At 73.0% G+C, this 23731-nt stretch carries 21 protein-coding genes; 9 read left to right on the top strand and 12 right to left on the bottom strand.

The window, feature by feature from the left end; translation table 11 throughout:
- Window positions 1–24: 24 nt before the first annotated feature.
- Window positions 25–1140, top strand: coding sequence for a LacI family DNA-binding transcriptional regulator (locus tag SMD20_RS17685; protein WP_329582125.1), 1116 nt, complete (start codon window positions 25–27; stop codon window positions 1138–1140).
- On the opposite strand, the gene SMD20_RS17680 is transcribed toward SMD20_RS17685, so the two are convergent.
- The 6 genes from SMD20_RS17680 to SMD20_RS17655 all read right to left on the bottom strand — a co-directional run bounded on the left by SMD20_RS17680 (window position 1121) and on the right by SMD20_RS17655 (window position 9293).
- A complete protein-coding gene (locus SMD20_RS17680; RefSeq protein WP_329582122.1) occupies window positions 1121–2467 on the bottom strand; it encodes a xylan 1,4-beta-xylosidase in 1347 nt (448 codons plus the stop codon). The genes SMD20_RS17685 and SMD20_RS17680 overlap by 20 nt on opposite strands.
- A gap of 119 nt (window positions 2468–2586) precedes the next feature.
- Window positions 2587–3576 (bottom strand): endonuclease/exonuclease/phosphatase family protein, encoded by a 990-nt coding sequence (locus SMD20_RS17675; protein ID WP_329582120.1) that lies wholly within the window; start codon window positions 3574–3576, stop codon window positions 2587–2589.
- Between the two features lie 66 nt (window positions 3577–3642).
- Complete coding sequence (locus SMD20_RS17670; protein WP_329582117.1) at window positions 3643–6270, bottom strand: glycoside hydrolase family 78 protein; 2628 nt, start codon at window positions 6268–6270, stop codon at window positions 3643–3645.
- 1 nt (window position 6271) lies between these two features.
- Entirely contained in the window at window positions 6272–7102 is an 831-nt protein-coding gene (locus SMD20_RS17665; RefSeq protein WP_329582114.1) for a carbohydrate ABC transporter permease, read from the bottom strand.
- A gap of 11 nt (window positions 7103–7113) precedes the next feature.
- Entirely contained in the window at window positions 7114–7992 is an 879-nt protein-coding gene (locus tag SMD20_RS17660; RefSeq protein ID WP_329582112.1) for a carbohydrate ABC transporter permease, read from the bottom strand.
- A complete protein-coding gene (locus tag SMD20_RS17655; protein ID WP_329582109.1) occupies window positions 7986–9293 on the bottom strand; it encodes an ABC transporter substrate-binding protein in 1308 nt (435 codons plus the stop codon). The genes SMD20_RS17660 and SMD20_RS17655 overlap by 7 nt, the downstream gene beginning before the upstream one ends.
- Before the next feature lie 192 nt (window positions 9294–9485).
- On the opposite strand from SMD20_RS17655, the gene SMD20_RS17650 reads away from it, so the two are divergent.
- The 3 genes from SMD20_RS17650 to SMD20_RS17640 are packed head-to-tail and all read left to right on the top strand — an operon-like array spanning window position 9486 to window position 12746.
- On the top strand, window positions 9486–10550 hold the full coding sequence (locus SMD20_RS17650) for a LacI family DNA-binding transcriptional regulator (RefSeq protein WP_329582106.1): 1065 nt from the start codon (window positions 9486–9488) through the stop codon (window positions 10548–10550).
- Between the two features lie 13 nt (window positions 10551–10563).
- On the top strand, window positions 10564–11277 hold the full coding sequence (locus tag SMD20_RS17645) for a response regulator transcription factor (RefSeq protein ID WP_329582102.1): 714 nt from the start codon (window positions 10564–10566) through the stop codon (window positions 11275–11277).
- A complete protein-coding gene (locus SMD20_RS17640; protein ID WP_329582098.1) occupies window positions 11274–12746 on the top strand; it encodes a sensor histidine kinase in 1473 nt (490 codons plus the stop codon). Before SMD20_RS17645 ends, SMD20_RS17640 begins: the two co-directional genes overlap by 4 nt.
- A gap of 9 nt (window positions 12747–12755) precedes the next feature.
- Here SMD20_RS17640 and SMD20_RS17635 read toward each other — a convergent pair whose 3' ends face one another.
- The gene (locus tag SMD20_RS17635) at window positions 12756–14201 is read right to left on the bottom strand and encodes an amidohydrolase family protein (RefSeq protein WP_329582095.1); all 1446 of its coding nucleotides are present in this window, start codon (window positions 14199–14201) and stop codon (window positions 12756–12758) included.
- Window positions 14202–14362: 161 nt separating this feature from the next.
- Here SMD20_RS17635 and SMD20_RS17630 point away from each other — a divergent pair, with 161 nt between their 5' ends.
- The 5 genes from SMD20_RS17630 to SMD20_RS17610 are packed head-to-tail and all read left to right on the top strand — an operon-like array spanning window position 14363 to window position 18573.
- A complete protein-coding gene (locus SMD20_RS17630) occupies window positions 14363–15541 on the top strand; it encodes a CaiB/BaiF CoA transferase family protein (RefSeq protein WP_329582093.1) in 1179 nt (392 codons plus the stop codon).
- A complete protein-coding gene (locus SMD20_RS17625) occupies window positions 15538–16377 on the top strand; it encodes a citryl-CoA lyase (RefSeq protein ID WP_329582090.1) in 840 nt (279 codons plus the stop codon). The genes SMD20_RS17630 and SMD20_RS17625 overlap by 4 nt, the downstream gene beginning before the upstream one ends.
- Complete coding sequence (locus SMD20_RS17620) at window positions 16370–17236, top strand: extradiol ring-cleavage dioxygenase (protein WP_329582086.1); 867 nt, start codon at window positions 16370–16372, stop codon at window positions 17234–17236. Before SMD20_RS17625 ends, SMD20_RS17620 begins: the two co-directional genes overlap by 8 nt.
- Window positions 17233–17595: a hypothetical protein gene (locus SMD20_RS17615; RefSeq protein ID WP_329582085.1), complete on the top strand. Its 363-nt coding sequence runs from the start codon at window positions 17233–17235 to the stop codon at window positions 17593–17595. Before SMD20_RS17620 ends, SMD20_RS17615 begins: the two co-directional genes overlap by 4 nt.
- Window positions 17596–17610: 15 nt before the next feature.
- Window positions 17611–18573: a zinc-binding alcohol dehydrogenase family protein gene (locus SMD20_RS17610; protein ID WP_329582083.1), complete on the top strand. Its 963-nt coding sequence runs from the start codon at window positions 17611–17613 to the stop codon at window positions 18571–18573.
- Here the strand turns inward: SMD20_RS17610 and SMD20_RS17605 are convergent.
- From SMD20_RS17605 to SMD20_RS17585, 5 genes are all read right to left on the bottom strand, one after another.
- Window positions 18563–19408, bottom strand: a complete 846-nt coding sequence (locus SMD20_RS17605; RefSeq protein WP_329582080.1) for an aminoglycoside adenylyltransferase domain-containing protein — start codon at window positions 19406–19408, stop codon at window positions 18563–18565. The genes SMD20_RS17610 and SMD20_RS17605 overlap by 11 nt on opposite strands.
- A complete protein-coding gene (locus SMD20_RS17600) occupies window positions 19405–20208 on the bottom strand; it encodes an IclR family transcriptional regulator domain-containing protein (protein WP_329582078.1) in 804 nt (267 codons plus the stop codon). The genes SMD20_RS17605 and SMD20_RS17600 overlap by 4 nt, the downstream gene beginning before the upstream one ends.
- 171 nt (window positions 20209–20379) lie before the next feature.
- On the bottom strand, window positions 20380–22005 hold the full coding sequence (locus SMD20_RS17595) for a GMC oxidoreductase (RefSeq protein ID WP_329582075.1): 1626 nt from the start codon (window positions 22003–22005) through the stop codon (window positions 20380–20382).
- 10 nt (window positions 22006–22015) lie between these two features.
- The gene (locus SMD20_RS17590; protein ID WP_329582072.1) at window positions 22016–22531 is read right to left on the bottom strand and encodes a carboxymuconolactone decarboxylase family protein; all 516 of its coding nucleotides are present in this window, start codon (window positions 22529–22531) and stop codon (window positions 22016–22018) included.
- Complete coding sequence (locus tag SMD20_RS17585; protein WP_329582069.1) at window positions 22528–23610, bottom strand: NAD(P)H-dependent amine dehydrogenase family protein; 1083 nt, start codon at window positions 23608–23610, stop codon at window positions 22528–22530. The genes SMD20_RS17590 and SMD20_RS17585 overlap by 4 nt, the downstream gene beginning before the upstream one ends.
- Window positions 23611–23731: the final 121 nt, after the last annotated feature.

Here is a 23731-nt window from a genome sequence, read left to right as displayed (position 1 = left end):
GATCAGGAACGAGGGACGACAACCATGGCGACTGAGCGGGGCCAGGCGGGGCCGACGATCTCCGAGGTGGCGGCCGAGGCCGGGGTGGGCCGCGCCACCGCGGCCCGCACGCTCGGCGGCTACGGCTACGTCAGCCCCGAGCTGCGGGCCCGGGTGCTGGCCGCGGCCGAGAAACTCGGCTACCGCGCCAACGCGCTGGCCCGCAGCATGTCCACCGGCGTGAGCCACACGCTCGGGGTGATCGTCGCCGACATCGGCAACCCGTTCTTCGCCGGGCTGCTGCGGGGCGTCTCCGACACCTCGCGGGCCCGCGGGTTCGACGTGATCGTGCTCAGCACGTACGAGAACCTCCAGGAGGAGGTCGCGGCCGCGAACGTGCTCATCGACAAGCGCGTGGACGGCTTCATCGTGGCCTCGGCCGCCCTCCAGCGCGGCCAGGTCGCCCACCTCAAGGCCGCGCTCGACCGCGGCATCCCGGTCGTCCTGGTCGACCGCGCGGTGACGGCGCTCGACCTCGACGCCGTCGTCATCGACAACCGCGACGCCGCCCGCGAGGCCGTCGAGATGCTGATCGCGGCGGGGCACCGGCGCATCGGGTTCGTGTGGGGGCCGCCGGTGGCCGAGCCGCCCGCGACCCGGCGCGAGCTGCTGGCGGCGGCCTCACGCAACCTGTGGACCGACGGCGAGCGGCTGCGCGGCTACCTCGACGCGCTCGACGACGCGCACATCCCCTTCGACCCCGAGCTGGTCATGGCCGGGCCGAAGACGGAGGAGCGGGTGGTGCGCGAGGTCGGCCGCATGCTCGCGCTGCCCGACCGGGTCACCGCCGTCTTCTGCACCGAGACCGACGGCATGACCGGCTCGCTGCGCGCCCTGCGCGCCGCCGGGCTCTCCTATCCCCACGACGTCTCGCTCGTCGGCTTCGACGACAACGCGTGGGCCGCGGTCATGGAGCCGCCGCTCACCATGATCGCGCAGCCCGTGCACCAGCTCGGCGCCAAGGCGGCCGAGGTGCTGCTCGACATCCTCGGCGGGGCCGAGCCGGCCCGCGAGATGCACACGCTGCGCTCGCGCCTGATCCGCCGCGCCTCGGTCGCGCCGCCGCCGGGAACGCCGAGGGTCAGCGGGAGCTCCACCTGACCTCGTACGGCTTCAGCTCCCACTCCTTGCCGTCCACCTCCGCCGTGGCCGCCGCGTTGGAGGTGTTGACCAGCACCAGCTGCTCCGGCTGGGCCAGCACCCGGACCTTCGGGTCGGAGGAGGAGACCTCGTCCAGCTTCGCCCCGGCGGGGAACCACTTCACGAAGTTCTCGACGAGCCGCTGCGTGGCGGACGGCGCGCCGGTGCGCGGGTCCCACAGGCAGCCGTTGCAGGCGCTGTCCTTGGTCTGCGGGTTCCAGTAGAGCGCGGTGGCGGCCCCGCTGCGCGCGAACTCCATCATCGAGGCGGCCTGCACGGCCAGGCGCTTGTTCTCCGGCCAGGTGGTGCCGTCCTCGGGCTGGAAGTACCACTCCGACCACCAGATCGGCATGTCGCCGGTCTTCTCGCGCAGCCAGGTGGTGATCGCGCTGAACTTGCTCAGCGCGCCGAACTCGTCGGGCAGCAACTCGTGGGCGTCGGTCGGGGAGGCGCCGTCCACGACGATGAAGTCGGCGCCCTTCTTGTTCTCGTACCAGTAGTTGAACGCGTCGAGGACGTGCTGGTTGACCACGCCCCAGTCGCCGCGCAGCTCGGAGCGGCCGCTCCTGTTGCTGTCGAAGCCGAGGTACGGGCCGCCGACCTTGGCGTCGGGGCGGACCGCCTTCACCGCGTCGTAGACCTTGTTGTAGAGCTGCGTGTAGCCCTTGTAGTCGGCGGGCTTGCGGTGGTCCTTCCAGAAACCCTTGAACTCGTTCCAGACCATGAAGTACTCGACGTCGCGGTAGCGCTCGGCGACCGTGGCGGCCAGCCTGGCGAAGTCGTCGAAGTGCTGCGGGTAGGGGGCGTCCTCCAGGTGCTCGGCCCAGCCCTCCTCGGAGGTCGGGCCCTCGGGGCCGCCCTTCATCCAGTCGGGGGCGCAGCAGAGGGTGATGACCTGGGTGCCGCCGGACTCCTTCATGAAGCCCGTGCGGCTGTCCAGGTCCTCCCAGAAGAACTCCTGGCGGCGGGGCTGCGGGTTGAGCGCGCCGAAGCCCATGATGTGCTGGTTCTGCAGCATGGGGGTCTGCGAGAGCGAGCGGGCGACGGCCTGCTCGAAGCCCGGGTTGATGTTGTTGGCGCTGGTGCCGGTGTGGGTGAAGCCCCAGCGCGGCCAGCCGGGGTCCACCGCCGGCGGCTTCGCCTCGGCGGACGGCTGCGCGGGCGCGGTCGCGGTCGCCTCCGGCTTGGCCTGCCCGGTCTCGGGGCCCGCGCCGTCGCCCGGGCCGCAGCCGGCCACGATCATCGCCAGCGCGACCGCGGCGATCGCCCCTGCCGGCCGCCTCCACATCGTTTTCCCGCTGTCCGCAGCCACCTAGATCCACCCGTTTCTGATGATTTGTGATTGTGAGCATCGCACGGCGAAGCCCGTGCGGGGATCCCGGATCTGCTCGGGCACCGGCAGGCGGCTCATCCGCGCACCCGCAGGTCCGCGAAGAGCGCACGGTGGTCGGAGCCAGGAAGATCGTGGATCCGTACGGCGACCGCCCCCGCGCGGTCGTCGGTGAGCACGTGGTCGATGGCCACGAGCGGTGGGAGCCGGCGCATCGGCCAGGTCGGCACGAGCCCCTGGCCGGTCGCCGCGGCGGCGTCGGTGTAGCCGGTGTCCAGCAGGCCGCGGAACACGGCGTGGTCCAGCGTCGCGTTGAAGTCGCCGGCCAGGATGCGCGGCGGCCCGGTGGCCGGCGCGGGCGGCAGCGTGGCCACCCCGGCGTGCCACTCGGGCACGGTCGAGGGGACCGGCGCGACCGGATGCACGACGACCACCTCGACCGCCTGGCCGCCGGGCAGCGCCACCTCGGCCACCGGCATGTGGTGCCCGACCGGCTGGAACAGCCCGATGCGCTCGCGCAGCGGGTGGCGGGCGTAGATGCCGCTGCCCACCGGCCCCCAGGTCGCCGGTTTCGCCACCTGGTACGGCAGCAGGCTCTCCAGCCCGGCCGCCCGCAGCCGCTCCTGCTCGGCGAAGGTGAGCTCCTGGAGGCTCAGGACGTCCACGTCATGGTCGCGGACCAGGCCGACGATCGTCTCCGCGTCGGCGCGGCCGCCGTTGAGGTTGGCCGTCAGCAGCCGGAGCGGCCGCCCCTCCGCCGGCGCGGCGGACGCGACGGCGCGCGGGACGACGCACCAGGCCAGGCAGACGCACACGGCCAGCATGACGGCGGTCGCCGCCCTGCTCCGTACGGCCGCCGCCAGCCCCAGCGTCAGCAGCGCGGCGAGCGCGAAGTACGGCGTGAACGAGACCAGCGGCACCAGCAGCGCCCCGGACTCCAGGCCGCCGAGCCGCACGGCCGTCCCCGCCGCGAACACCACGGACACCGCCACGACGAGCCGTCCCGCCCACCGCCGGCGGGGCCGCGACGGCGCGATGGCCCCGCCCGCCACCTCTTGCCTTAACACAGGCACGCACTCTAGGTGGCCTTCATGAGATTTCCATGATGGGCGGGGCGGTGAGTGACGGGGTTTTTACGGCAGGCGGGCGGGAGGCGCCGGCGGGGCCGGGTCCTCGGCGGGGTCGCGGAAGGCGCAGGAGAAGACGTGCTCGCCGGAGCCGACGACGATCGGCCCGCTTTCCCCACCGGCCTCCGGGAGGTGGACGGTGGCGGTCGTGTTCGGGGGGACGACCACGCGCAGTTCCAGGCGCCCGTCCGCGCGGGACCAGCCGGCCTCGGCCCGCCCGTACGGCGTGTCGAGCGTGGCCCGCGCCCGCGACAGCCCGCCGCCCGGCTGGGGCCGCACCAGCAGCTCCCGGTAGCCGGGCGCGCCAGGGGCGAGGCCGGCGACGGTGCGGTGCAGGAAATCGGCGACCGCCCCCAGCGCGTAGTGGTTGAAGGAGGTCATCTCGCCCGGGTTGACCGAGCCGTCGGGCAGCAGGCTGTCCCACCGCTCCCAGATCGTGGTCGCCCCCATCGTCACCGGGTACAGCCACGACGGGCAGTCCCGCTGGAGAAGCAGCCCGTACAGGCTCGCGTACGCGCCCGCCGAGGCCAGCGCGTCGCAGATCAGCGGCGTCCCGACGAACCCGGTGCCGATCCGGTGGCCGTCGGCGGCGACCAGCTCGGCCAGCCGCCGCCCGGCCCGCTCCCGCTGCCCGGCCCCGTCGAGCAGGTCCAGGCGGAGGGCGAGGGCGTAGGCGGTCTGGGTGTCGCAGGCGAGCCGGCCCGACGGGGTGACGAACTCGCGGCGGAAGGCCGCCCGCACCTCCTCGGCCAGCTTCCCGTAGCGGGCGGCGTCGTCGTCGTGGCCGAGCAGCGCGGCCGTGTCCGCGACCACCCGCGCCGACCAGGCGTGGTACGCGGTCGCCACCAGCGCGTGGTCCGTGCGCGCCCGTCCAGGGTCGTCCGGCGGCGCGGCCGGGTCGAGCCAGTCGCCGAACTGGAAGCCCTCGTCCCACAGGTGGTCCTCGCCGGCCAGCCCGGTCACCTGGTCCACCCAGGCCGTCATGCTCGCGTACTGGGCGCGCAGCACGCCGAGGTCGCCGGTGCGCTCGTACAGCGTCCACGGCACGAGCACCGCGGCGTCGCCCCAGGCGGCGGTGGGCTCGGGCGGGAACATCAGCGGCACCCACGGCACGTACGGCGGCACGGTCCCGTGCTCGGCCTGCTCGGCGGCGAGGTCGGCGAGCCAGGAGGACAGCGCCCCCGCGCAGTCGTAGAGGAAGGCGGCGGCCGGGGCGAAGACCTGGAGGTCGCCGGTCCAGCCGAGCCGTTCGTCCCGCTGCGGGCAGTCGGTGGGCAGGTCGACGTAGTTGCCGCGCATGCTCCAGCGCACGTTGGCGTGCAGCCGGTCGAGCAGCGGGTCCGAGCTGTCGAAGTCGCCGACGGGCCGCAGGTCGGTGTGGCAGACGACGGCCACCACGTCGCCCGGGTCCAGGGGGCCGGGCCAGCCGTCGATCTGCGCGTAGCGGAAGCCGTGGGTGGTGAAACGCGGCTCCCACTCCTCGCCGTCCGCGTCGCCGCGCAGCGTGTAGCGGTCGAGGGCGGCGGCGTTGCGCAGCGGGCGCAGCGCGAGCGCGCCGTCCTCCAGCACCTCGGCGTGGCGCAGGGTGACGGTGTGCCCGGCCGGGCCCTGGACGCGGATGCGCAGCCGGCCGGCGAAGTTCTGCCCGAAGTCGAGGATGGTCTCGCCGGACGGGCCGGTCAGGACCTCGGCCGGGGCCAGCGTCTCGGTGCGGCGCACGGGCGGGCCCGTGGGGGCCACCAGCAGCGCGGCGTCGTGGGGGAGCGCGTCGGCGGGCAGCCACTCCGAGTCGTCGAAGCCGGGCCGCGACCAGCCGGCCGGCTCCAGGCGGGCGTCGTGGTGCTCGCCGTCGTACAGGCTCGCGGCGGTGACCGGGCCGGGCGCGCAACGCCAGGAGCCGTCGGTGACCACGGTCTCCGTGCCGCCGTCCGCGTAGGTGATCTCCAGTTGGGCGATGAGGGCGGTGCGGTCGCCGTAGAGACCGGTCCTGCCCTCGCGGAAGCCGACGCGGCCCCGGTACCAGCCGTCGGCGAGGGTGGCGCCGACGGCGTTGGGGCCCTCCTGGAGCAGGGCGGTGACGTCGTGCGTGCGGTAGCGCAGGCGGTGGCCGTAGCTGCTCCAGCCGGGGGCGAGCACGTCGTCGCCGATCACCTGGCCGTTCAGCTCGGCCTCGTACAGGCCGTGCGCGGTGACGTACAGGCGGGCCCGCTCGACCGGGCCGCGCAGGGTGAACTCGCGGCGCAGCAGCAGCGCGGGGCCGTCGGGCGGGCCCAGGAGCGCCGGCGGCGGCGCGGCGGCCGAGGCCCGCCAGTCGGCCGGCTCCAGCAGCCCGGTCTCCACGTACGACCAGTCGCTCCACTCGCTGGCCGAGCCGTCCGCGCCGTGCACGCGCACCCGCGCGCCACGCCGCTCCCGCGAGCCGAGCGCCGGCCCCGGCCAGGGCACCAGCACCGACTCCGCGGACTCGACGCGGCCGGTGGTGAAGCCGTCGCCGAGCTCGATCTCGTACGCCCGCTGGACCCAGTCCCTGAGGTCCGTGGTGACGGTCCAGGACAGGCGGGGCTCGGGCTCGCCGACGCCGAGCGGGTCACGGTGGTGTTCGAAGGAAGGTGCGGAAACGTGCAGAGAGGTCATGTCATCCCTTGATGGCGCCGGCCGTCATGCCGGCGACGATCTTGCGGTTGAAGAAGACGAACAGCAGCAGCGGCGGAATCGTGATCAGCACGATGTCCATGAACAGCAGGTTCCATTGCGTGTTGTACTGGCTCTGGAAGTTGTAGAGAGTGACCTGCACGGTGGCGTTCTCGTCGCCGGGCAGCAGGTAGAGCGGGTTGACGAAGTCGTTGAAGATGTTGACCGAGCTGACCAGGATCACGGTGATCGTCACCGGCCGCAGCAGCGGGAAGATCACCCGGAAGAACAGCCGGAAGCCGGTGCAGCCGTCGATCTGGGCGGCCTCGTCCAGCTCGCGCGGGATCGCCGCGACGAACGCCCGGAACAGCAGCATGGCGAACGACAGGTGGAAGGCCACCTCGGCCAGGATCATCCCGGGCAGCGTCTTGAACAGGCCGAGCGCCTGCAGCAGCCAGATGGTCGGCACCACCGCGGGCGGGATGATCAGCCCGGACAGCACCAGGAAGTCGGCCACCTTGGCGACCTTGCCCGGCCGGCGTTGCAGCACGAACGCGGCCATCGCGGCGAAGAGCACGAGCAGCGTGACCGAGGCGACGGTGATGACGGTGCTGTTGACGTAGGCGCGCAGCAGCACGTAGTCGCGGGCCTCGACGACCGCCATGAAGTTCTCCACGACGGGCCAGTTCGTCGGCCAGGCGAAGTCGAGGTCGACGGCCTGCGTCTGGTCCTTGACCGCGGTCAGCAGCATGAGCGCGAAGGGGATCAGGAAGATCACGGTGGCCGCGACCAGCACGACCGCCTCCACGCCGAGCGAGCGGATGCCCCTTCTCACATCGCCCTTTCTCACATCGCCACCTGCCTCTTGCCGAGGTAGTAGTTCAGCGGCACGGCGATGGCCGTGACGATGAGGAACAGCAGCACGTTCCCGGCCGTGGACAGGCCGAAGAAGCCGGCCTGGTACTGCTTGTAGATGATCGAGGCGATGGTGTCGCTGGTGAAGCCGGGCCCGCCGCGGGTCATCGTCCAGATCAGGTCGAACGAGCGCAGCCCGCCGATGAACGACAGGATGATCACCGAGTAGGTGGCCGGCCAGCTCAGCGGCAGCGTGATGTGCCGGAAGCGGTGCCAGGCGCTGCCGCCGTCCACGGCGACGGCCTGGTAGAACTCGGTGGGGATGGACATGATGCCGGCGATGTAGATGACGGTGGCCAGGCCGACGCCCTTCCACACGTCCACCAGCGCCACCGACAGCAGCGCGGTGGTGGCGTCGCCGAGCCAGTCGCGCCCGTCGATCCCGACCAGGGCCAGCGCCTGGTTCACCAGGCCGGTCTGCGGCTTGAGCAGCATGCTGAAGGTGATGCCGACCGCGACCGTGGACACCAGCGTCGGGAAGAACACCACCGAGCGCAGGAAGCCGCGCAGCCGCAGCTTCGAGGTGAGCAGCACGCCGAGCAGCAGCCCGAGCACCACCTTCAGCCCGCTGGTGAGCACGGCGTAGACGATGGTGTTCTGGAAGCCGATGCGCAGGTTCTGCTCGGCGAGGAAGTCGCGGAAGTTGTCCAGGCCGACGAACTCACTGTCGAACAGGGTCCAGCGGGTCAGCGCGAAGTAGAACGCCATCACCGTCGGCACCAGGAAGATCACCAGGAACACGACGGCGGCCGGCAGGTACAGCGCGTACGGGTACGCCGACCTGCGCCTGGCGGCCTGTCCCGTCACCACCCCGCGAGCCCCAACTGCTTGGCCTGCTTCTCGACGTCCTTGTCGTACTGGGCGGCGCCCTCCTCGGGTCTGGTCAGCCCGGAGCCGACGGCCACGGTGATCTGCTCCAGCGACGGGCCCTTCACCGGGGAGACGAACTCCAGCGCGGGCGCGGTACGGCCCTCGTCCACGTACGTCTGGAGGTCCTTGGCCACCTGGATGGCGTCGTCGGGCAGCTTGGCGCCCTCGATCCGGTAGGGCCCGGCCGGCTGGACCGCCTTGTTCATCGCCTCGGCGGCGGCCGGCGAGGCCACGAAGGCCAGGAACTTCTTGGCCGCGTCCAGCTTCTCGGTGGTCTTCGGGATGTAGAGGCCGGCCGGCTCCCAGAGCGTGGCGCCGTTCTTGGCGGCGTCGGCGCCGGGGATGCCGAAGAAGCCGATGTCGGTGGCGGCCGCCGGTGTCGTGGCCACCAGCGGCGGGACCTGCGCGCTCAGCATCGGGTAGTGCGCGCCCTTGCCCTCCGCCAGCAGCTTCATGCCCTGGTCGGCGGTGGCCGAGCCGAAGCCCTCCTGGAGGAGGCCCTTGGCGTGCACCTCGGCCAGGTGGTCGAAGCCCGCGCGGGCGGCCGGCGTGGTGGCGAACTTGGCCTTGTTGGCCGTGTAGTCCTGCGCGAAGCCCGGCGCGGCGGCCTGCACGTTGTAGTAGTCGCCGAGCACGAAGAGCTGCGAGGTCCAGGTGTCCTTGAACGTGGAGATCACCGGCGCGATCCCGGCGGCCTTGATCTTGTCGTTGTTGGCCATGAAGTCGGCCCAGGTCTTGGGCACCTCCAGGCCGAGCCGCTCGTAGACCTTGCGGTTGTAGAGGATGCCGCCGCCCATGGCGGTGCCGGCGGGCACGCCGTACGCCTTGCCGTCCTGGCTCACGACCGGCAGGAAGTCCTTCTGCACGTTGGCGAGCGCCGGGTCGCCGGTCAGGTCGACCAGGGTCTGGCCGGGGTTGAGCGCCTGGAGGAGTGAGCCGGAGTTGTACCAGAACACATCCGACATGTCGCCCGTGGAGAGCCGGGTCTTGATGATGTTGTCGCCCTCGCTGCCTCCGGGGCGGATCTCCGTCTCGATTTTGATCGTGGGATTGGCCTGCATGAAGGCGTCGGTGAGCGCCTTGGCGGTGCTCACGGTCGCCTGGCTGTTGTCGACGAGGAACTTCAGTGTCACCGTGCCGCCGCCGGACGAGCCGGCGTCCGAGCCCGAGCCGCAGGAGGTCAGGGCCGCGATCGCGAGAACGGCCAGCGCCGCTCCCATGGTGCGGTGAGAGGTCTTCACAACGCCCCTCCGGGTCCGTTGAAACGTTTTAACAAGCCCCGATGCGAGTTAACGTAGGCGTCATCTGCGGCCATCGTCAAGGGCGGATTTGGGGAACGATCCTCAATCGTGATCCTGGGAGAGGCCGGTGGAGCTGCACATCTGGGCCAAGAAATGGGTAACGTTCCCCATGATCGGAGCGGAGGAGCGCGCATGGCAGAAACCGGTGGCCGCGGACGCCGGGTGACGATCGCCGACGTCGCCGACCACGCCCGGGTCTCCACCACCTCGGTGTCGAAGGTGCTGCGCAACGCCTACGGCGTCAGCCCCGCCACGCGCCTGCGCGTCCAGGCCGCCATCGACGAGCTCGGCTACCGGCCGCACAACGCGGCGCGGGCGATGCGCGGGCGTACGTTCACCATCGGCGTGCTGCTGCCGCACATCAGCAACCCGTTCTTCGCCGAGATCCTCGACGGGCTCACGGAACAGCTCGGCGGCACCGACTACCAGGCGATCATCGTCCAGGGCGGCCGGGACGACGCCTCCGAGCGCCGCGCCGTCGACGCCCTGGTCGACCGGCAGGTGGACGGCATGCTCATGGTCGCGCCGCTCAGCTCCAAGTCACGACTGGAGGAGGTGGCCGCGGGCACGCCCACCGTCGTGCTCGGCCCGCACGAGCGCTCGACCGTCTACGACTCGGTGAACGACGACGACGAGGCGGGCACCGAGCTCGTCGTCGAGCACCTGATCCGGCTCGGCCACCGCCGGGTCGCGCACATCGGCCAGCGGGACGCCGGCCGCGGCCGGCCCGCCACGACGCTGCACATCATCAGGGAACGCACCTACCGGCGGGTCATGACCGAGCACGGCCTGGCCGCCGAGATCGCCGTCGCCACCACCTCCTACACCGAGGACGGCGGCCACCGGGGCATGCAGGAGCTGCTGGGCCGCGACCCGCGGCCCACCGCCGTCTTCGCCGGCGCCGACCTCGCGGCCTTCGGCGCGCTCGCCGCGCTGCACGAGACGGGCCTGGCCGTCCCCGCCGACGTCTCGCTCGCCGGCTACGACAACACCCGCTCGGCCGGGCTCGCGCACATCGCGCTCACCACCGTCGACCAGGACGGCGTCATGATGGGCAGGACCGCCGGGCGGCTGCTGCTCGAACGCATCGGTGGCCGTACGTCGTCGGTGCGCTTCTCCGTCACGCCGACCCTGATCGTCCGCCGGACGACGGCCCCGCCTTCAGAGCCGCCTTCAGATTCGTCTCAGGTGACCTGAGTACAACAGGGGTATGAGCCGAGCCGCCCCCGCCGCGAAGGTGCTGGTCGTCGACGACGAGCCGAACATCCGTGACCTGCTGTCCGAGGCGCTGGAGCTGAACGGCTTCGCCGTCAGGACCGCCGCCTGCGGCCGGCAGGCGCTGGAGGCGGTGGCGCGCGAACGGCCCGACCTGCTCGTGCTCGACGTGATGCTGCCCGACCTGGACGGCTTCGCCGTGGCCAGGCGGCTGCGCGCGGCGGCGGACGGCCCGCTGGTGCTGTTCCTGACCGCCAAGGACGCCGTCCCCGACCGCATCGCGGGGCTGACCGCGGGCGGCGACGACTACGTCACCAAGCCGTTCAGCCTGGAGGAGGTGGTGCTGCGCATCCGGGCCATCCTGCGCCGCGCCCGCCCGCCGGAGGAGCAGGGCGGCGACGGCGTGCTCCGCTACGCCGACCTGGAGCTCGACGAGGAGGCCCACCTCGTGCGGCGGGCCGGGCGGCAGATCCATCTCTCGCCCACCGAGTTCAGCCTGCTCCGCTACCTGATGATCAACGCCGAGCGGGTGGTCAGCAAGGCGCAGATCCTCGACCGGGTGTGGGAGTACTCCTTCGACGGCGACAGCCGCATCGTCGAGTCCTACATCAGCTACCTGCGCCGCAAGATCGACCGGGACGGGCCGCCGCTCATCCACACGCTGCGCGGCGTCGGCTATCGCCTCCAAGGTCCGCAGGGGACGTCGTGAGAGCGGCGCGGGGCGCCTGGCCGTTGCGGCACCGGCTGCTGGCCGCGCTGCTCGGGTTGTGCGCGGCCGGGCTGGCGGTGTTCGCGGCGGCCGGGGTGCTGCTGCTCGACCGGTCGCTGCTGTCGCGGGTGGACGCGCAGCTCGCCGAGACCGTCCGGTCCTTCGCCTTCCGCCCGCCGCCGATGCCGCCGCCCGTGCCGCCGTCCGCCCGCCCCGGCGACGTGGAGCTGCCCACCCAGTTCAGGATCAGCTTCTACGCCCCCTCGGGGCTGCTGCTCCGCGAGCTGCCCGGCGGGGTCGCCGACCGGCCGGACGTCCCCGCCGGGCTGGTCGCGCGGCCGCCGGCGGGCGCGGTCACCGTCGCGGGGCGGGACGGCACCGGCGACTGGCGGGTGCTGATCAGGGGCCTGCCGGACGGCGGCCGGGTGACGGTGGCCATGTCGCTGGAGCCCGGCCGGGCCACGGTGCGGCAGTTCCTCGTCATCGAGCTGGTCGCGGGCGTGCTGGTGCTGGCCCTGCTCGGCGCGGTCGCGCTGGCCGTCGTACGGCTCGGGCTGCGCCCGCTGACCAGGATGGAGCGGACCGCCGAGGCCATCGCCGCCGGGGAGATCGACCGCCGGGTCGGCGACACCGACCCGCGCACCGAGACCGGGCGGCTCGGCCGCGCGCTCAACACCATGCTCGAACGCCTGGCCAGCGCCCTGCGCGAGCGCGAGAGTTCGGAAGAGCGGCTGCGCCGCTTCGTCGCCGACGCCTCCCACGAGCTGCGCACGCCGCTCACCTCGATCCGCGGCTTCGCCGAGCTCTACCAGCACGGCCAGGCCCCGCGTGACCCGGCCGTCGAGCGGCTGCTGCGCCGCATCGAGGGCGAGGCCGAGCGGATGGGCGTGCTGGTCGAGGACATGCTGCTGCTGGCCCGCCTGGACCGCGAGCCCGCGCTGGAGCCGGCCGCCGTGGACCTGCGCGTGCTGGCCGGCGACGTGGTGCACGCGGCGCAGGCGCGCGAGCGTGACCGGCCGATCCGGCTCGCCGTCTCCGACGAGCCGGTGTTCGTGCTCGGCGACGAGCACCGGCTGCACCAGGTCATCGCGAACCTGGTCGGCAACGCCATGACCCACACCGCCGCGGGCACTCCGGTCCTGGTGCGGGTCGAGCGCCGGGCCGCGGCCGGGCCTCCGCCGGAGGACGTGGCGCGCTCGGGTGACGGTCCCGCGCCGGACGTCGAGGCCGCGCTGGTCGAGGTGCGCGACGAGGGCCCGGGTATCGACCCCGAGCACCTGCCGTACGTGTTCGACCGGTTCTACCGCGCCGACCCCAGCCGCGCGCGGCACCACGGCGGCACCGGTCTCGGCCTCGCCATCGCCGCCGCGCTGGTGAGCGCACACCAGGGCCGGATCGAGGCCGGCGGCGCGCCGGGCGGGGGGACGACGTTCCGCGTGCTGCTGCCGCTGCACCACCCCGACGACTGAGGTCTCCCGTCAGAGGCGATGGGTGGCGTCGCTGCGGTAGTCCGTGTACGTGTACGGGTTGTCGAGGATCTTCGTCTCGGGGATGTCCGGGTTCATGCCCTGCCGCCACGCCTCCTCGCCCATCTCGGCCCGCAGGTAGGCGACGGTGTCCTCGACCTGGCGGCGGGCGGCGGCGAGGTCGACGCCGACCAGCTCGTGCTCGTGCTTGACCACCCGCCCGTTCACCAGGACGGTGTGCACGTCGCCGCGCTGCGCCTGGAACGCCACGTGCCCGAACGGGTTGAGCACCGGGAACGACACCGGCGAGCGGTCGTTCTTGATCAGCACGAGGTCGGCCTTCCTGCCCGCGGCCACCACGCCGAGGTCGTCGCGGCCGAGCGCGCGGGCGCCGCCCCTGGTGGCCCACTCCACGACCTGGTCGGCGCGGAGGCCGGCGTGGGTGACGGTGTCGCCGTTGGCGTGCGCCTCCAGGTGCTCGCGCGAGCGGTCGGCGCCGAGCGTGGCGCGCATGGCGGAGAACAGGTCGCCGCTCCACCAGACGCTGGTGTCCATGGACAGCGAGACCGGGATGCCGTGCGCGCGCAGCGCCCACGTGGGCGGGTAGCCCTGGCCCGCGCTCTGCTCGCTCTCCGTCGAGACCGACACCGAGCCGCCGGTGGCCGCGATGCGGTGGTAGGAGTCGGCCGACAGCGAGGCGGCGTGCACGTAGATCGTCTCGGGGGTCATGAAGCCGTGCTCGTGCATGAGCCGGATGCCCTCGTCGCTGGTCGCGCCCCACACGCCGGCGTGGGTGGTGACCGCGACGCCGAGCTCGCGGGCCACCTCGAAGGCGGCCCGCTCCGGGAAGGCCGGGTCGCCCAGCACGTCGAAGGCGAGCTGGAAGCCCAGCAGGTCGTCGCCGGTGATCCGGCGGCGGACGAAGTCGCGGAACTCGGGTGCGGCGGTCCACTCGGCGGGCGGCTGCTGGATGTTGCCGTACGCGAGCACGTAGCGGCCCGGCACCGAGCGCAGCGCGTCCACGGCGGCGTCGGCGTGCTCGACCGTGCGCAGCCCGTGCGACCAGTCGACGACGGTGGTGACGCCGGCGTCCAGCGCCTCGATCGCGGCCAGCACGTTGCCCGCGTGCACGTCCTGCGGCCGGAACAGCTTGCCGTGCTCCAGGTAGAACCAGACGAAGTACTGGGTGAGCGTCCAGTCGGCGCCGTAGCCGCGCAGCGCGGTCTGCCACATGTGCCGGTGGGTGTCGATCATGCCGGGCATCACGATGCCGCCGGTGGCGTCGATGACCAGGGCGTCGTCCGGCGCCCGCAGGCCGGGGCCGACCTCGGCGATCCGGTCGCCGGTCACCAGGACGTCGGTGTCCTCCAGCACCGTGCGGGCGCCCTCCATGGGCAGCACGGTGCCGCCGCGCAGCAGTACGGGCCGTCCGGCCCCGGCTTCGTTCCGCTCGCTCATCCTGAGCTCCTAGATCTTCCGAACGGTTGTCCGCTACACGGTCATGCTGCTCGCCGTAACTCTACGATCGGCCGTTCGGCTGTCAAGGGCCTATGCCGTTGGGGGCCGGATGTGCCAGAATCCCGGTTGCGGACAACTGTCCGTACAACGGAGGGAGACTGATGGTGGACGACGGGGCCGGACCGCTCACGGGCGTGCTGGTGGCCGACTTCTCCCGCGTCCTGGCCGGGCCCTACGCCACCATGCTGCTGGCCGACCTGGGCGCCGACGTCGTCAAGGTCGAGGGCCCGCAGGGCGACGACACCCGGAGCTGGACGCCGCCGGTGCGGGGCGAAACCTCGACGTACTATCTCGGCGTCAACCGCGGCAAGCGCTCCATCGCGCTCGACCTGCGCGACCCGGACGACGCGGCCGCGGCCCGCGAGCTGGCCCGGCGCGCCGACGTCCTCATCGAGAACTTCCGGCCGGGCGGCCTGGCGAAGTACGGCCTCGACCACGCCGCCGTGAGCGCCGCCAACCCCCGCGTCGTCTACGCCTCCATCAGCGGCTTCGGCTCAGGACCCGGCGCCCGGGTGCCCGGCTACGACCTCATGGTGCAGGCCATGTCCGGCCTGATGAGCCTGACCGGCGAGCCCGACGGGCCGCCCTACCGGGCCGGGATCTCCGTCTTCGACGTCATGGCCGGCAACCACGCGGTGATCGGCATCCTCGCCGCGCTCCGCCACCGCGAGGCCACGGGGGAGGGGCAGCACGTCGAGGTCAACCTGCTGTCCTCGGCCCTCACGGGGCTGGTCAACCACAGCTCCGCGTACGTGGCGGGCGGCGTCGTGCCGTACCGGATGGGCAACGCGCACCCGAGCGTGTTCCCGTACGAGCCGCTGCCGACCGCCGACGACGACCTCATCGTCGCCGCCGCCAACGACGGCCAGTTCCGGAAGCTGTGCGAGGTGCTCGGCATCCCGGAGACCGCCGACGACCCGCGCTTCGCCCGCAACGCCGACCGCACCGCCCGCCGCGAGGAGCTCCGGCCGATCCTGGTCGCGGCGCTGGCCGCCAAGGGCGCGGTCGAGTGGTTCGAGCTGCTGGTCGAGGCCGGGGTGCCGAGCGGGCCGATCCAGACCATCGACGGCGGCTTCGCCATGGCCGAGCGGTTCGGGCTGGACCCCGTCGTCGAGGTGGGCGAGGGCGAGCGGGCGGTGCCGACCACCCGCCACCCCATCCGCTTCTCCGCCACGCCGGCCCGCTACCCGCTGCCGCCGCCCGAGCTCGACGAGCACGGCGCGGAGCTGCGCGCCTGGCTGGCCGGCCCGGACCGGCCGCTCGGAGGGGAGAAGCCGTGAGCGGGCGCGACCACGTGAGCGGGCGCGACCGCGACTATCCGACGGCGCTCGGGGCGTCGTCGCCGACGACGATCACCCTGCTCGGGCAGGACCTCGCCGAGGACGTCATGGGCCACGTGGGCTTCGGCGAGCTGGCGTTCTGGCTGGCCGCGCAGCGCCGGCCCACGGCGGGCGAGGCCCGCGTGTTCGAGGCGGTGCTCGCCGCCCTGGCCGACCACGGGTTCACGCCGACCGCGATCGTGACGCGGTTGACGTACCTGTCGGCGCCGGACTCCGTGCAGGGGGCGCTGGCGGCCGGGCTGCTCGGCGGCGGCTCGCGCTTCCTCGGCGTCACCGAGGACTGCGGCCGGTTCCTCGCCGAGGTGCTGCGATCCTGCGAAGGGCCGCTGCCGGCCGACGACGCCGGGTGGGACGCGCTCGCGCTGGAGACCGTACGCGCCCGCAGGGAGCGCCGCGAGCTCATCCCCGGCCTCGGCCACCACGTGCACAAGGACGGCGACCCGCGCACGCCCCGGCTGTTCGCCATCGCCGCCGAGGAGGGCCTGGTGGGCCCGCACCTGTCGCTGTTCGCCGCCGTCGGCCGGGTCCACCCCCAGGTGCTCGGCCGGACGCTGCCGCTGAACGGCGCCGGGGTGTGCGGGGCCGCGCTCGCCGACCTCGGCCTGCCGCTGGAGCTGCTGCGCGCCTTCGCCCTGCTGGCGCGGACCGCCGGGCTCATCGGGCAGCTCGCCGAGGAGCTGCGCAACCCCGTGGCGGGCGACATCTTCCTGTCCGTGGACCTCAACAACCGGTCCATCCCCCCCGAGCCGTACGCCGACGGAGGTCTGCATGGCTGAGCTCGTCGCGGTCATCGCGTCCACCCACCATCCCTTCTACTACCGGGCGTCCACGGCGACCGGCGCCGACCGGCCGCCGTTCGCCGACGAGTGGGTCCGCAAGGTCATGGCCTTCCGCGAGACCCTGACCAGGGCGAACCCGGACGTGCTCGTCATGGTGGGCTCCGACCACTTCCACCAGCTGTGGCTGGACAACATGCCGCAGTTCCTGGTCGGCAAGGCGCCCTTCTACGATGCCAACTGGTACAACGAGGAACGCGAGTTCGGCCTGCCCCGGATGACCTGCCAGGGCGAGGAGGACCTGTCGGCCCACCTCCTGCGCGGCGGCCTCGACCTCGGCTTCGACCTGGCCTTCTCCAACGAGTTGCGGATCGACCACTCGATCACGTGCCCGATCATCACCCTGCGCCCGCAGAACGACCTGCCGATCGTGCCCGTCTACACCAACATCTTCGCCCCGCCGCTGCCGCAGCCCAAACGCTTCGTGCAGCTCGGGCAGGCCATCAGGGAGCTGATCGAGTCGTGGCCGGACGACCGCAGGGTCGCCGTCATCGGCACCGGCCACCTGTCGCTGGAGCTCGGCGGGCCGCGCCAGTTCGGGCCGCACGGCCCCGACCCCGAGTTCGACCGCAAGGCCGTCGAGTGGATCTCCACGGGCGACCTGGAGGGCTGCCTGTCGGAGGTCACCCTCGACAGCCTGTGGAACCCCGGCAACGCCACCCACGGCTTCATGGACTTCATGCTGATGATGGGGGTCGCGGGTGAGGGCCGCAAGGCCGACTACACCGACACCTACGACCTGTTCCACACCATGGAGGCGTACTTCACCTGGTATCCGGACGGAGGCGGCCGCGCATGAGCAAGTATCTGCTCGACAAGTTCCTGTTCACCGTCGATCGCGATCCCGAGCTGGTCGAACGCTACCGCGAGGAGCCGCGGGCCACCGTCGAGTGGTGGGAGGCCGAGGAGGCGGGCCGCATCCTCGGCTCGCACCTGGACGAGCGCTCGACCTGGCTGAGCTTCGACGAAACCGAACGGGAGGCGCTGGCCACGCACGACTACCCGAAGCTGTTCGAGCTGGGGGCGCATCCGTTCCTGACGCTGACGCTGTTCATCGCGATGTTCGAGCGGGACTACGCGGAACCGCTGGGGTTCCAGCTGGAGTATGCGCAGAGGTTGTCCGGGTACAGCCTCCCGTATCCAGACATATCCACCTGAGCGAAGGGATGCGCGATGCGAGCCGCGCGGATCGTGACGTGCGGCGAGCCGCCCGTCGTCGCCGAGTGCCCCGACCCCGAACCGGGGCCTGACGAGCCGCTGGTCCGGGTGCTCGCCGCGCCCATCACCCCGCTCGACCTGCTGTGCGCGAGCGGGACGTCGTACTTCGGGACGCCGGCGACGCCGTACGTGCCCGGCGTGCAGGGCGTCGGCACGCTCGCCGGCGACGGGCGGCTCGTGTGGTTCCCGACGCGGGCCGGGATGGCGCCGGGCGACGGCAGCATGGCCGAGCTGGCCCGCGTGCCGGCCGCGGACCTGGTCGAGCTGCCCGCCGGAGCCGACCCGGTCGCGGTGGCCGCGCTCGGGCTGTCGGCCGTGGCCGCGTACCAGGCGCTGACCTGGCGGGGCGAGCTGGCGGCGGGGGAGCAGGTGCTCGTCCTGGGGGCCGGGGGAGCGGTCGGTCAGGCGGCCGTGCAACTGGCCCGCGTGCACGGCGCCCGCCGGGTCGTCGCCGCCGCGCGCTCGGCCGCCGCCCGCGAACGCGCCGCCAAGGCGGGCGCCGACGCCGTCGTCACGCTGGAGCCCGGCGACGACGTCGCCGGACTGGCCGCCCGCCTCGCCGCCGCCTGCGACGGCCCCGTGGACCTGGTCCTCGACCCGCTGTACGGCGTCCCGGCCGCGGCCGCCGCCCGTACGCTGCGGGCCGGCGGGCGGCTGGTCAACCTGGGCGGCTCGGCGGGGGAGACGTCCCCGCTCGACTCCTCCACCCTGCGCGGCCGGTCCCTGCGGATCCTCGGCTACACCAACAACGAGCTGACGGGCGAGCAACGGGCGGCGGCGATGGGCCACGTGGCCTCACTGGCGCTGGAGGGCCGCCTCCACGTCGCCCACGAACGCGTCCCCCTGACGGATGCCCCGGACGCCTGGCACCGCCAGTCCACCGGCACCACCTCCGGCCGCCTGGTCCTTACTCCCTGACGTCCGGAGGTGCGGTGGCGATCACCTCTTGAATGAACTCGCCGGTCAGGCGGGGGACCTGGGACGGGTCGAGGGCGGGGCCGGGGACGCTGCGGCGGTGGGCGAGGGCGAGTTGGAGGAGGGGGTGCCAGCGGGTGTCGAAGGTGTCCAGCGCGTACGCCCCCGCCTCCTCCTTCGAGATCACCTCGCCGGTCACCACCGTACGGTGCAGCCGGGGCGGCGACAGCGCGTACGCCAGCGCCAGCCGGTAGGGCGACTGCAGCCGCCTGCGCGGCGGCCGGGCGGAGAGCGCCCGCGCCGCGTAGCGGGCCCAGTGGCCGCGGAGCTGGTCGAGGGTCCAGGAACGGAGCAACGAAGGCTCCGGGTCGAGACCCAGCGTGGCCGGGGCGGGCCCGCGCACCGCGATGCCGCGTTCGCGGAGCACCGTCCACATCACCGGGTTGACGTCGAACCCCTGCCCGCGCCGGAACGACGGCCCGCTGTGCGAGGCCACCGGCCGGATCCTGGTCACCGGTTCGCCCAGGTCGCCGGCGGCGACGAAGACGGCGTTGACCGTGCCGGGCAGGTGCGGCTGCCGGCGCGCGAGCGCCCGCCCGGCGGCCCGCAGGTTGCCCAGCTTGTGCAGCAGCGACAGCCGCCGCAGCTCCCGCTCGCCGGCCGCCCCGCCCACGACGGCGCCCACGACGGCGACCACGTCGATGTCGCTCACGTCCGGCCGCCAGTCGCCGAGCGCGGCCGAGCCGACGACGTAGCAGCCGGTGACCAGCCCCGGAGCCAGGCGGTCGGCGACGGACAGGTAGTGCTCCACCGCCCGCGACAAAGCCGGCGGGGTCACGAGGTCATCGTGACGTGCGGGACCGTCTCGTACGCCGCCCAGTCGGCGCTGATCGCGCTCGCCGTCCGCAGCAGCAGCGGCAGGTGCTCGTCGGACAGGCGCTCCACCGAGGTCTCGGCGGCGTGGGCGTTGACGTTGAGCGCCGCGATGACGTTGCCGAGTCCGTCGCGCAGCGGCGCGGCCACGCTGCGGATGCCGAGGGCCAGCTCCTCGTCCGTGATCGCCCAGCCCTTGGCGCGGACCTCCCGCAGCGCGGCGTCCCGCTCGGCGGGGCCGGGCCGCCAGCGCGGCTCGACGCCGGACCGGCTCGGCTCGGCCAGCACCCGGTCCACCTCGTCCGGCGGCAGGGCGGCCAGCAGGACCTTGCCCAGGGACGTCTGCAGGGCCGGGAAGCGGGTGCCGATCTGCACGGACAAAGTGACGATCTTGGGGACGGCGACGCGGGCGACGTACACGATGTCGGAGCCGTCGAGCTGGGCGATCGAGCAGGACTCGCGGGTCTGCGCCACCAGCCGCTCCATGTGCGGCCTGGCCACCTCCCACAGGCCCATCGAGCGCACGTAGGAGACGCCGAGCTCCAGCACGCGGGGCGTGAGCGCGTAGCCGCCCGCCTCGCTGCGCGCGTAGCCGAGCTCCTGGAGGGTGAGCAGGATGCGGCGGGCGGTGGGCCGGGCGAGGCCGGCCGCCGTGGCCACCTCGGTCAGGGACATGACCGGCCGGCCCGGCTGGAACGCCCTGATCACGTCGAGGCCGCGGGCCAGCGCCTCGATGAAGTCGGGGCCGGTGTCAGCACGTGCCATGTGAACGCCCTCCCTGCTCTGATCCCGCCGCTCCGACTCTAGACCGTCGTGGCGGGTTGTCCGCACAGCGGCGGCTGGGGCGGGCGGGAAACTGCCCGTCCCAGCCGCGGTCACGGGGTACGGCGAGCAGGGGGCGTCACGGCCGGTCGGCCTACGGACGTCTGTCCGTGGTCAGAGGTCCGTGGCGATGATGCGTTCGATGTTCCGCTCGGCCAGCGCCGTGATGGTGACGAACGGGTTGACGGTCGTGTTGCCGGGGATCAGCGCCCCGTCGATGACGTAGAGACCGGGATGGCCGGACAGGCGGCCGTAGTTGTCGGTGGCCCGGCCGAGCACCGCGCCGCCCAGCGGATGGTACGTCAGGTGATCCCCCCAGACCTTGTAGACGCCGAACAGGTCGGTCCGGTAGATCGTTCCTTCCTTGGAGTTGATCTTGTCGAAGATCGTCTTGGCCATGTCGATGGACGGCTGCTTCCACGCCGTCTGCCAGCTCAGGTCCACCCGGCCGGCCGCGGCGTTCCAGGTGAACTCGGCGCGGTTCGGGTTGCGGGTGATCGACAGGTAGAAGGAGGCGAACGTCTCGATCCCCGTCGGCAGCGGCGCGACCTCGGCGAACGCGCCTCCGGCCGCCCAGTTGTCGATGCCCGCGCACGGGATCGCCGACTGCCGGTCGCCGGTCGGGTCCCACAGGTGGTTCGCCCGGCCGCACATGACGTTGCCGTTGTCGCCCCAGCCCTTGCCGACCTCGCCGTTCAGGCCCGGCAGAACGCCGGTGGCCTTGAGCTTGACCAGCAGCTTGCTGGTGCCGACGCTGCCCGCGGCGAAGAAGACCCGGTCGGCGGTGACCGTCTTGGTGGCGGTGACCGCGCCGGAGGTGCCGAGCTGCTCGATCGTCACCGCGTACCGGCCGGGGCCGGCCGGGGCGACCGACGTGACGCGGTGCAGCGGCGAGATCGCCACCCGGCCGGTCGCCTTCGCCTGCGCCAGGTACGTCTTCTGCAGCGACTTCTTGCCGGCGTTGTTGCCGTAGAGGATCTCGGCGGCCAGCGCCGACTTGGGCACGGTGCCGGCCTCCTCCTGCTTCATGTAGTTCCAGTCGTAGACGTCCGGGACGAAGACGAACGGGAACCCGGACCGCTGGGCGTGCTTCCTGCCGACCCTGGCGTACTGGTAGTAGGCGGTGGACTCGAACCAGGCCGGGTCGATGGTGCCGACGCCGAGCCCGGCGTTGGCGCGCGGGTAGTAGACGTCGTACATCTCGGCCGCGTTCACCGTGGGGAGGACAGAGGCGAAGTTCTCCCGCTTGGGGGTGACCGCCATGCCGCCGTTCACCAGCGAGCCGCCGCCGACGCCGCGGCCCTGGTAGACGGTGATCCCGGCGAACTCCTCAGCGTCGAGCACGCCGGTGTAGCGGGGGATGTCGCGGTCGATGGGGAAGCCGAGGAAGTAGTTGAGCGGCGCCTTCGTACGGGTGCGCAGCCAGTACGACCGGTAGTCGGGCTCGCGGGTGTTGCAGAAGATCTTGCCGTCGGTGCCCGGCGTGTCCCAGGCCATCCCCATCTCCACCATGTGGACGTCCACGCCGGCCTGGGCCAGGCGGAGCGCGGCGACCGCGCCACCGTAGCCGGTGCCGATGACCAGGACCGGGACATGGGCGCCGTCCGCGATCGGCCCGGCGGCGGCCGCCCGCGCGGGGGCGGCCCCGCCCAGGACGACCGCGGCGCCGGTGCCGGCGATGAACCCGCGTCGGGTCAGCCGAAGGTCGGAGGAGGGGCGTAAGGAGGAGGCGTCGTTCATGGGGGGTTCCTCACTTCTCTCGACGACGCTCGCCGGCGGGGGACCGTCCGGCGCCGGGAAGCACGCACGCGGTGTCCAGGCCGAGCACCCGGTTGAGCCGGCCGAAGGCCCACCAGGAGCCGATGCACATGCTCAGCTCGACGATCTCGGCCTGGCTGTAACGGGCCGTCATCCGGGCCCAGAACTCCTCGTCCAGGCCGTGGTGGTCGAGGGCGTAGCGCTCGGCGTACTCGGCGGCCAGGCGGGTGCGCTCGTCGAAGGCGTCCGTGGTGCGCCACTCGGCCAGCGCGTCCAGGAAGCCGTCCTCGACCTTCTCGCCGTCCCGCTCGGTCCGCCAGTCCAGGCAGAACGCGCACCCGTTGAGCTGGGCGATCCGCAGCCTGGCCGCCTCGAACTCACGCAGGCCCAGCGTGGTGTGCGCGTACACGGCCAGGGAGAAGCCCGCGGCGGCGGGGCCGATGCCGGGGACCATCTCGCCCCACACGTACGCGATCGGGTCCTTGTCCTCGGGAATGTCGACGATCACGGGTGCTTCCTTCCGAGTCGGCCCGTCGCGGGGCGGAGCGGCACGTCGAGTGCGTCGTACAGGCCGGGCTCGGCCGCCGTGAGCCAGTCGATGGCGTTCACCAGGCGGCCGGCGGCGGTCGCGTTGCCGCCCGCGGCGCGGTTGCCGCCCTCGTCGGTGGCCTCCACCGTCACCTCGATGCGCGGGCTGCCCTCGATGATCACCCGGTGCGCGCCGTCGCCGCCCGCCGGGGGCGCGGGCCAGTCGGGGGCGCAGGAGGGATGGATGCGGGTGACGTGCTCGACGACGATGCGCGCCTCGCCCTCCACCACGCCCTGCACCTCGAAGCGGAGCGCGCCCTGCGTGCCCGCCTCGAACACGCCCATGGCCGGCGTCGTGACGCTCGCGTCGAGGGGGCGGCGCTCGACGCTCTCGCGGATCTCGTCCAGCTCGACGCCGAGGGCGCGGGCCATGAGCCGTACCTGGCCGCCCCACACCATGGCCGGGACGGTGGGGGCGATCATCGGCGGCTCGTAGTCCATCGGCTGGCCCATGCCGACCAGGTAGCGGACAGAGTCGGGCTGGTCGTAGGCGGTGTAGTCGAAGATCTCCTGGCAGCGTACGGCGTCCACGGTGGCGCCGAGACCGCTGATCAGCAGCGGCAGGACGTCGTTGCCCCAGCCGGGGTCCACCCCCGACACGAACAGCGAGCCGCCGCCCTCCTCGATCGCGGCCAGCACCCGGGCGCGCAGCTCGGGCGGGGCGTTGCGCTGGTCGTACAGGGCGTAGAGGGACGGGGTGACGACGACGGCGCCGGCGCGGACCGCGCGCAGGACGTCGGTCAGCGCGTCGTCGGGGCGGATGTCGCCGGAGGCGGCGTAGACGACCGCGCGGGGGGCGGCGGCGAGGACGGCGTCCACGTCGGTGGTCGCCGCCACGCCGAGGTCGTGGCCGAGGCCGCTCAGGGGGCCGGCGTCGCGGCCGGCTTTGTCGGGGTCGTGGACGAGGACGGCGGCCAGCTCAAGGCCGGGATGCGCCTCGACGGCGCGGATGGCGGCGCGGCCGATGTTGCCGGTCCCCCAGATGACGGTGGGCACCATGGGCGGAGCGTAGCAAGCGCTTGGTTAACTGTATAGAGCGGTTCACGCCCGCGCGTGGGCAATGGTGAGGGGGCGCCGCGATGGTGCAGGGGCAGGGTGTGGCGGGGTGGGTGTGCGCGCC

The organism is Nonomuraea sp. LP-02 (genome assembly GCF_036289125.1).
GTDB lineage: Bacteria > Actinomycetota > Actinomycetes > Streptosporangiales > Streptosporangiaceae > Nonomuraea > Nonomuraea bangladeshensis.
This window is presented reverse-complemented; position numbering and strand designations above follow the sequence as displayed.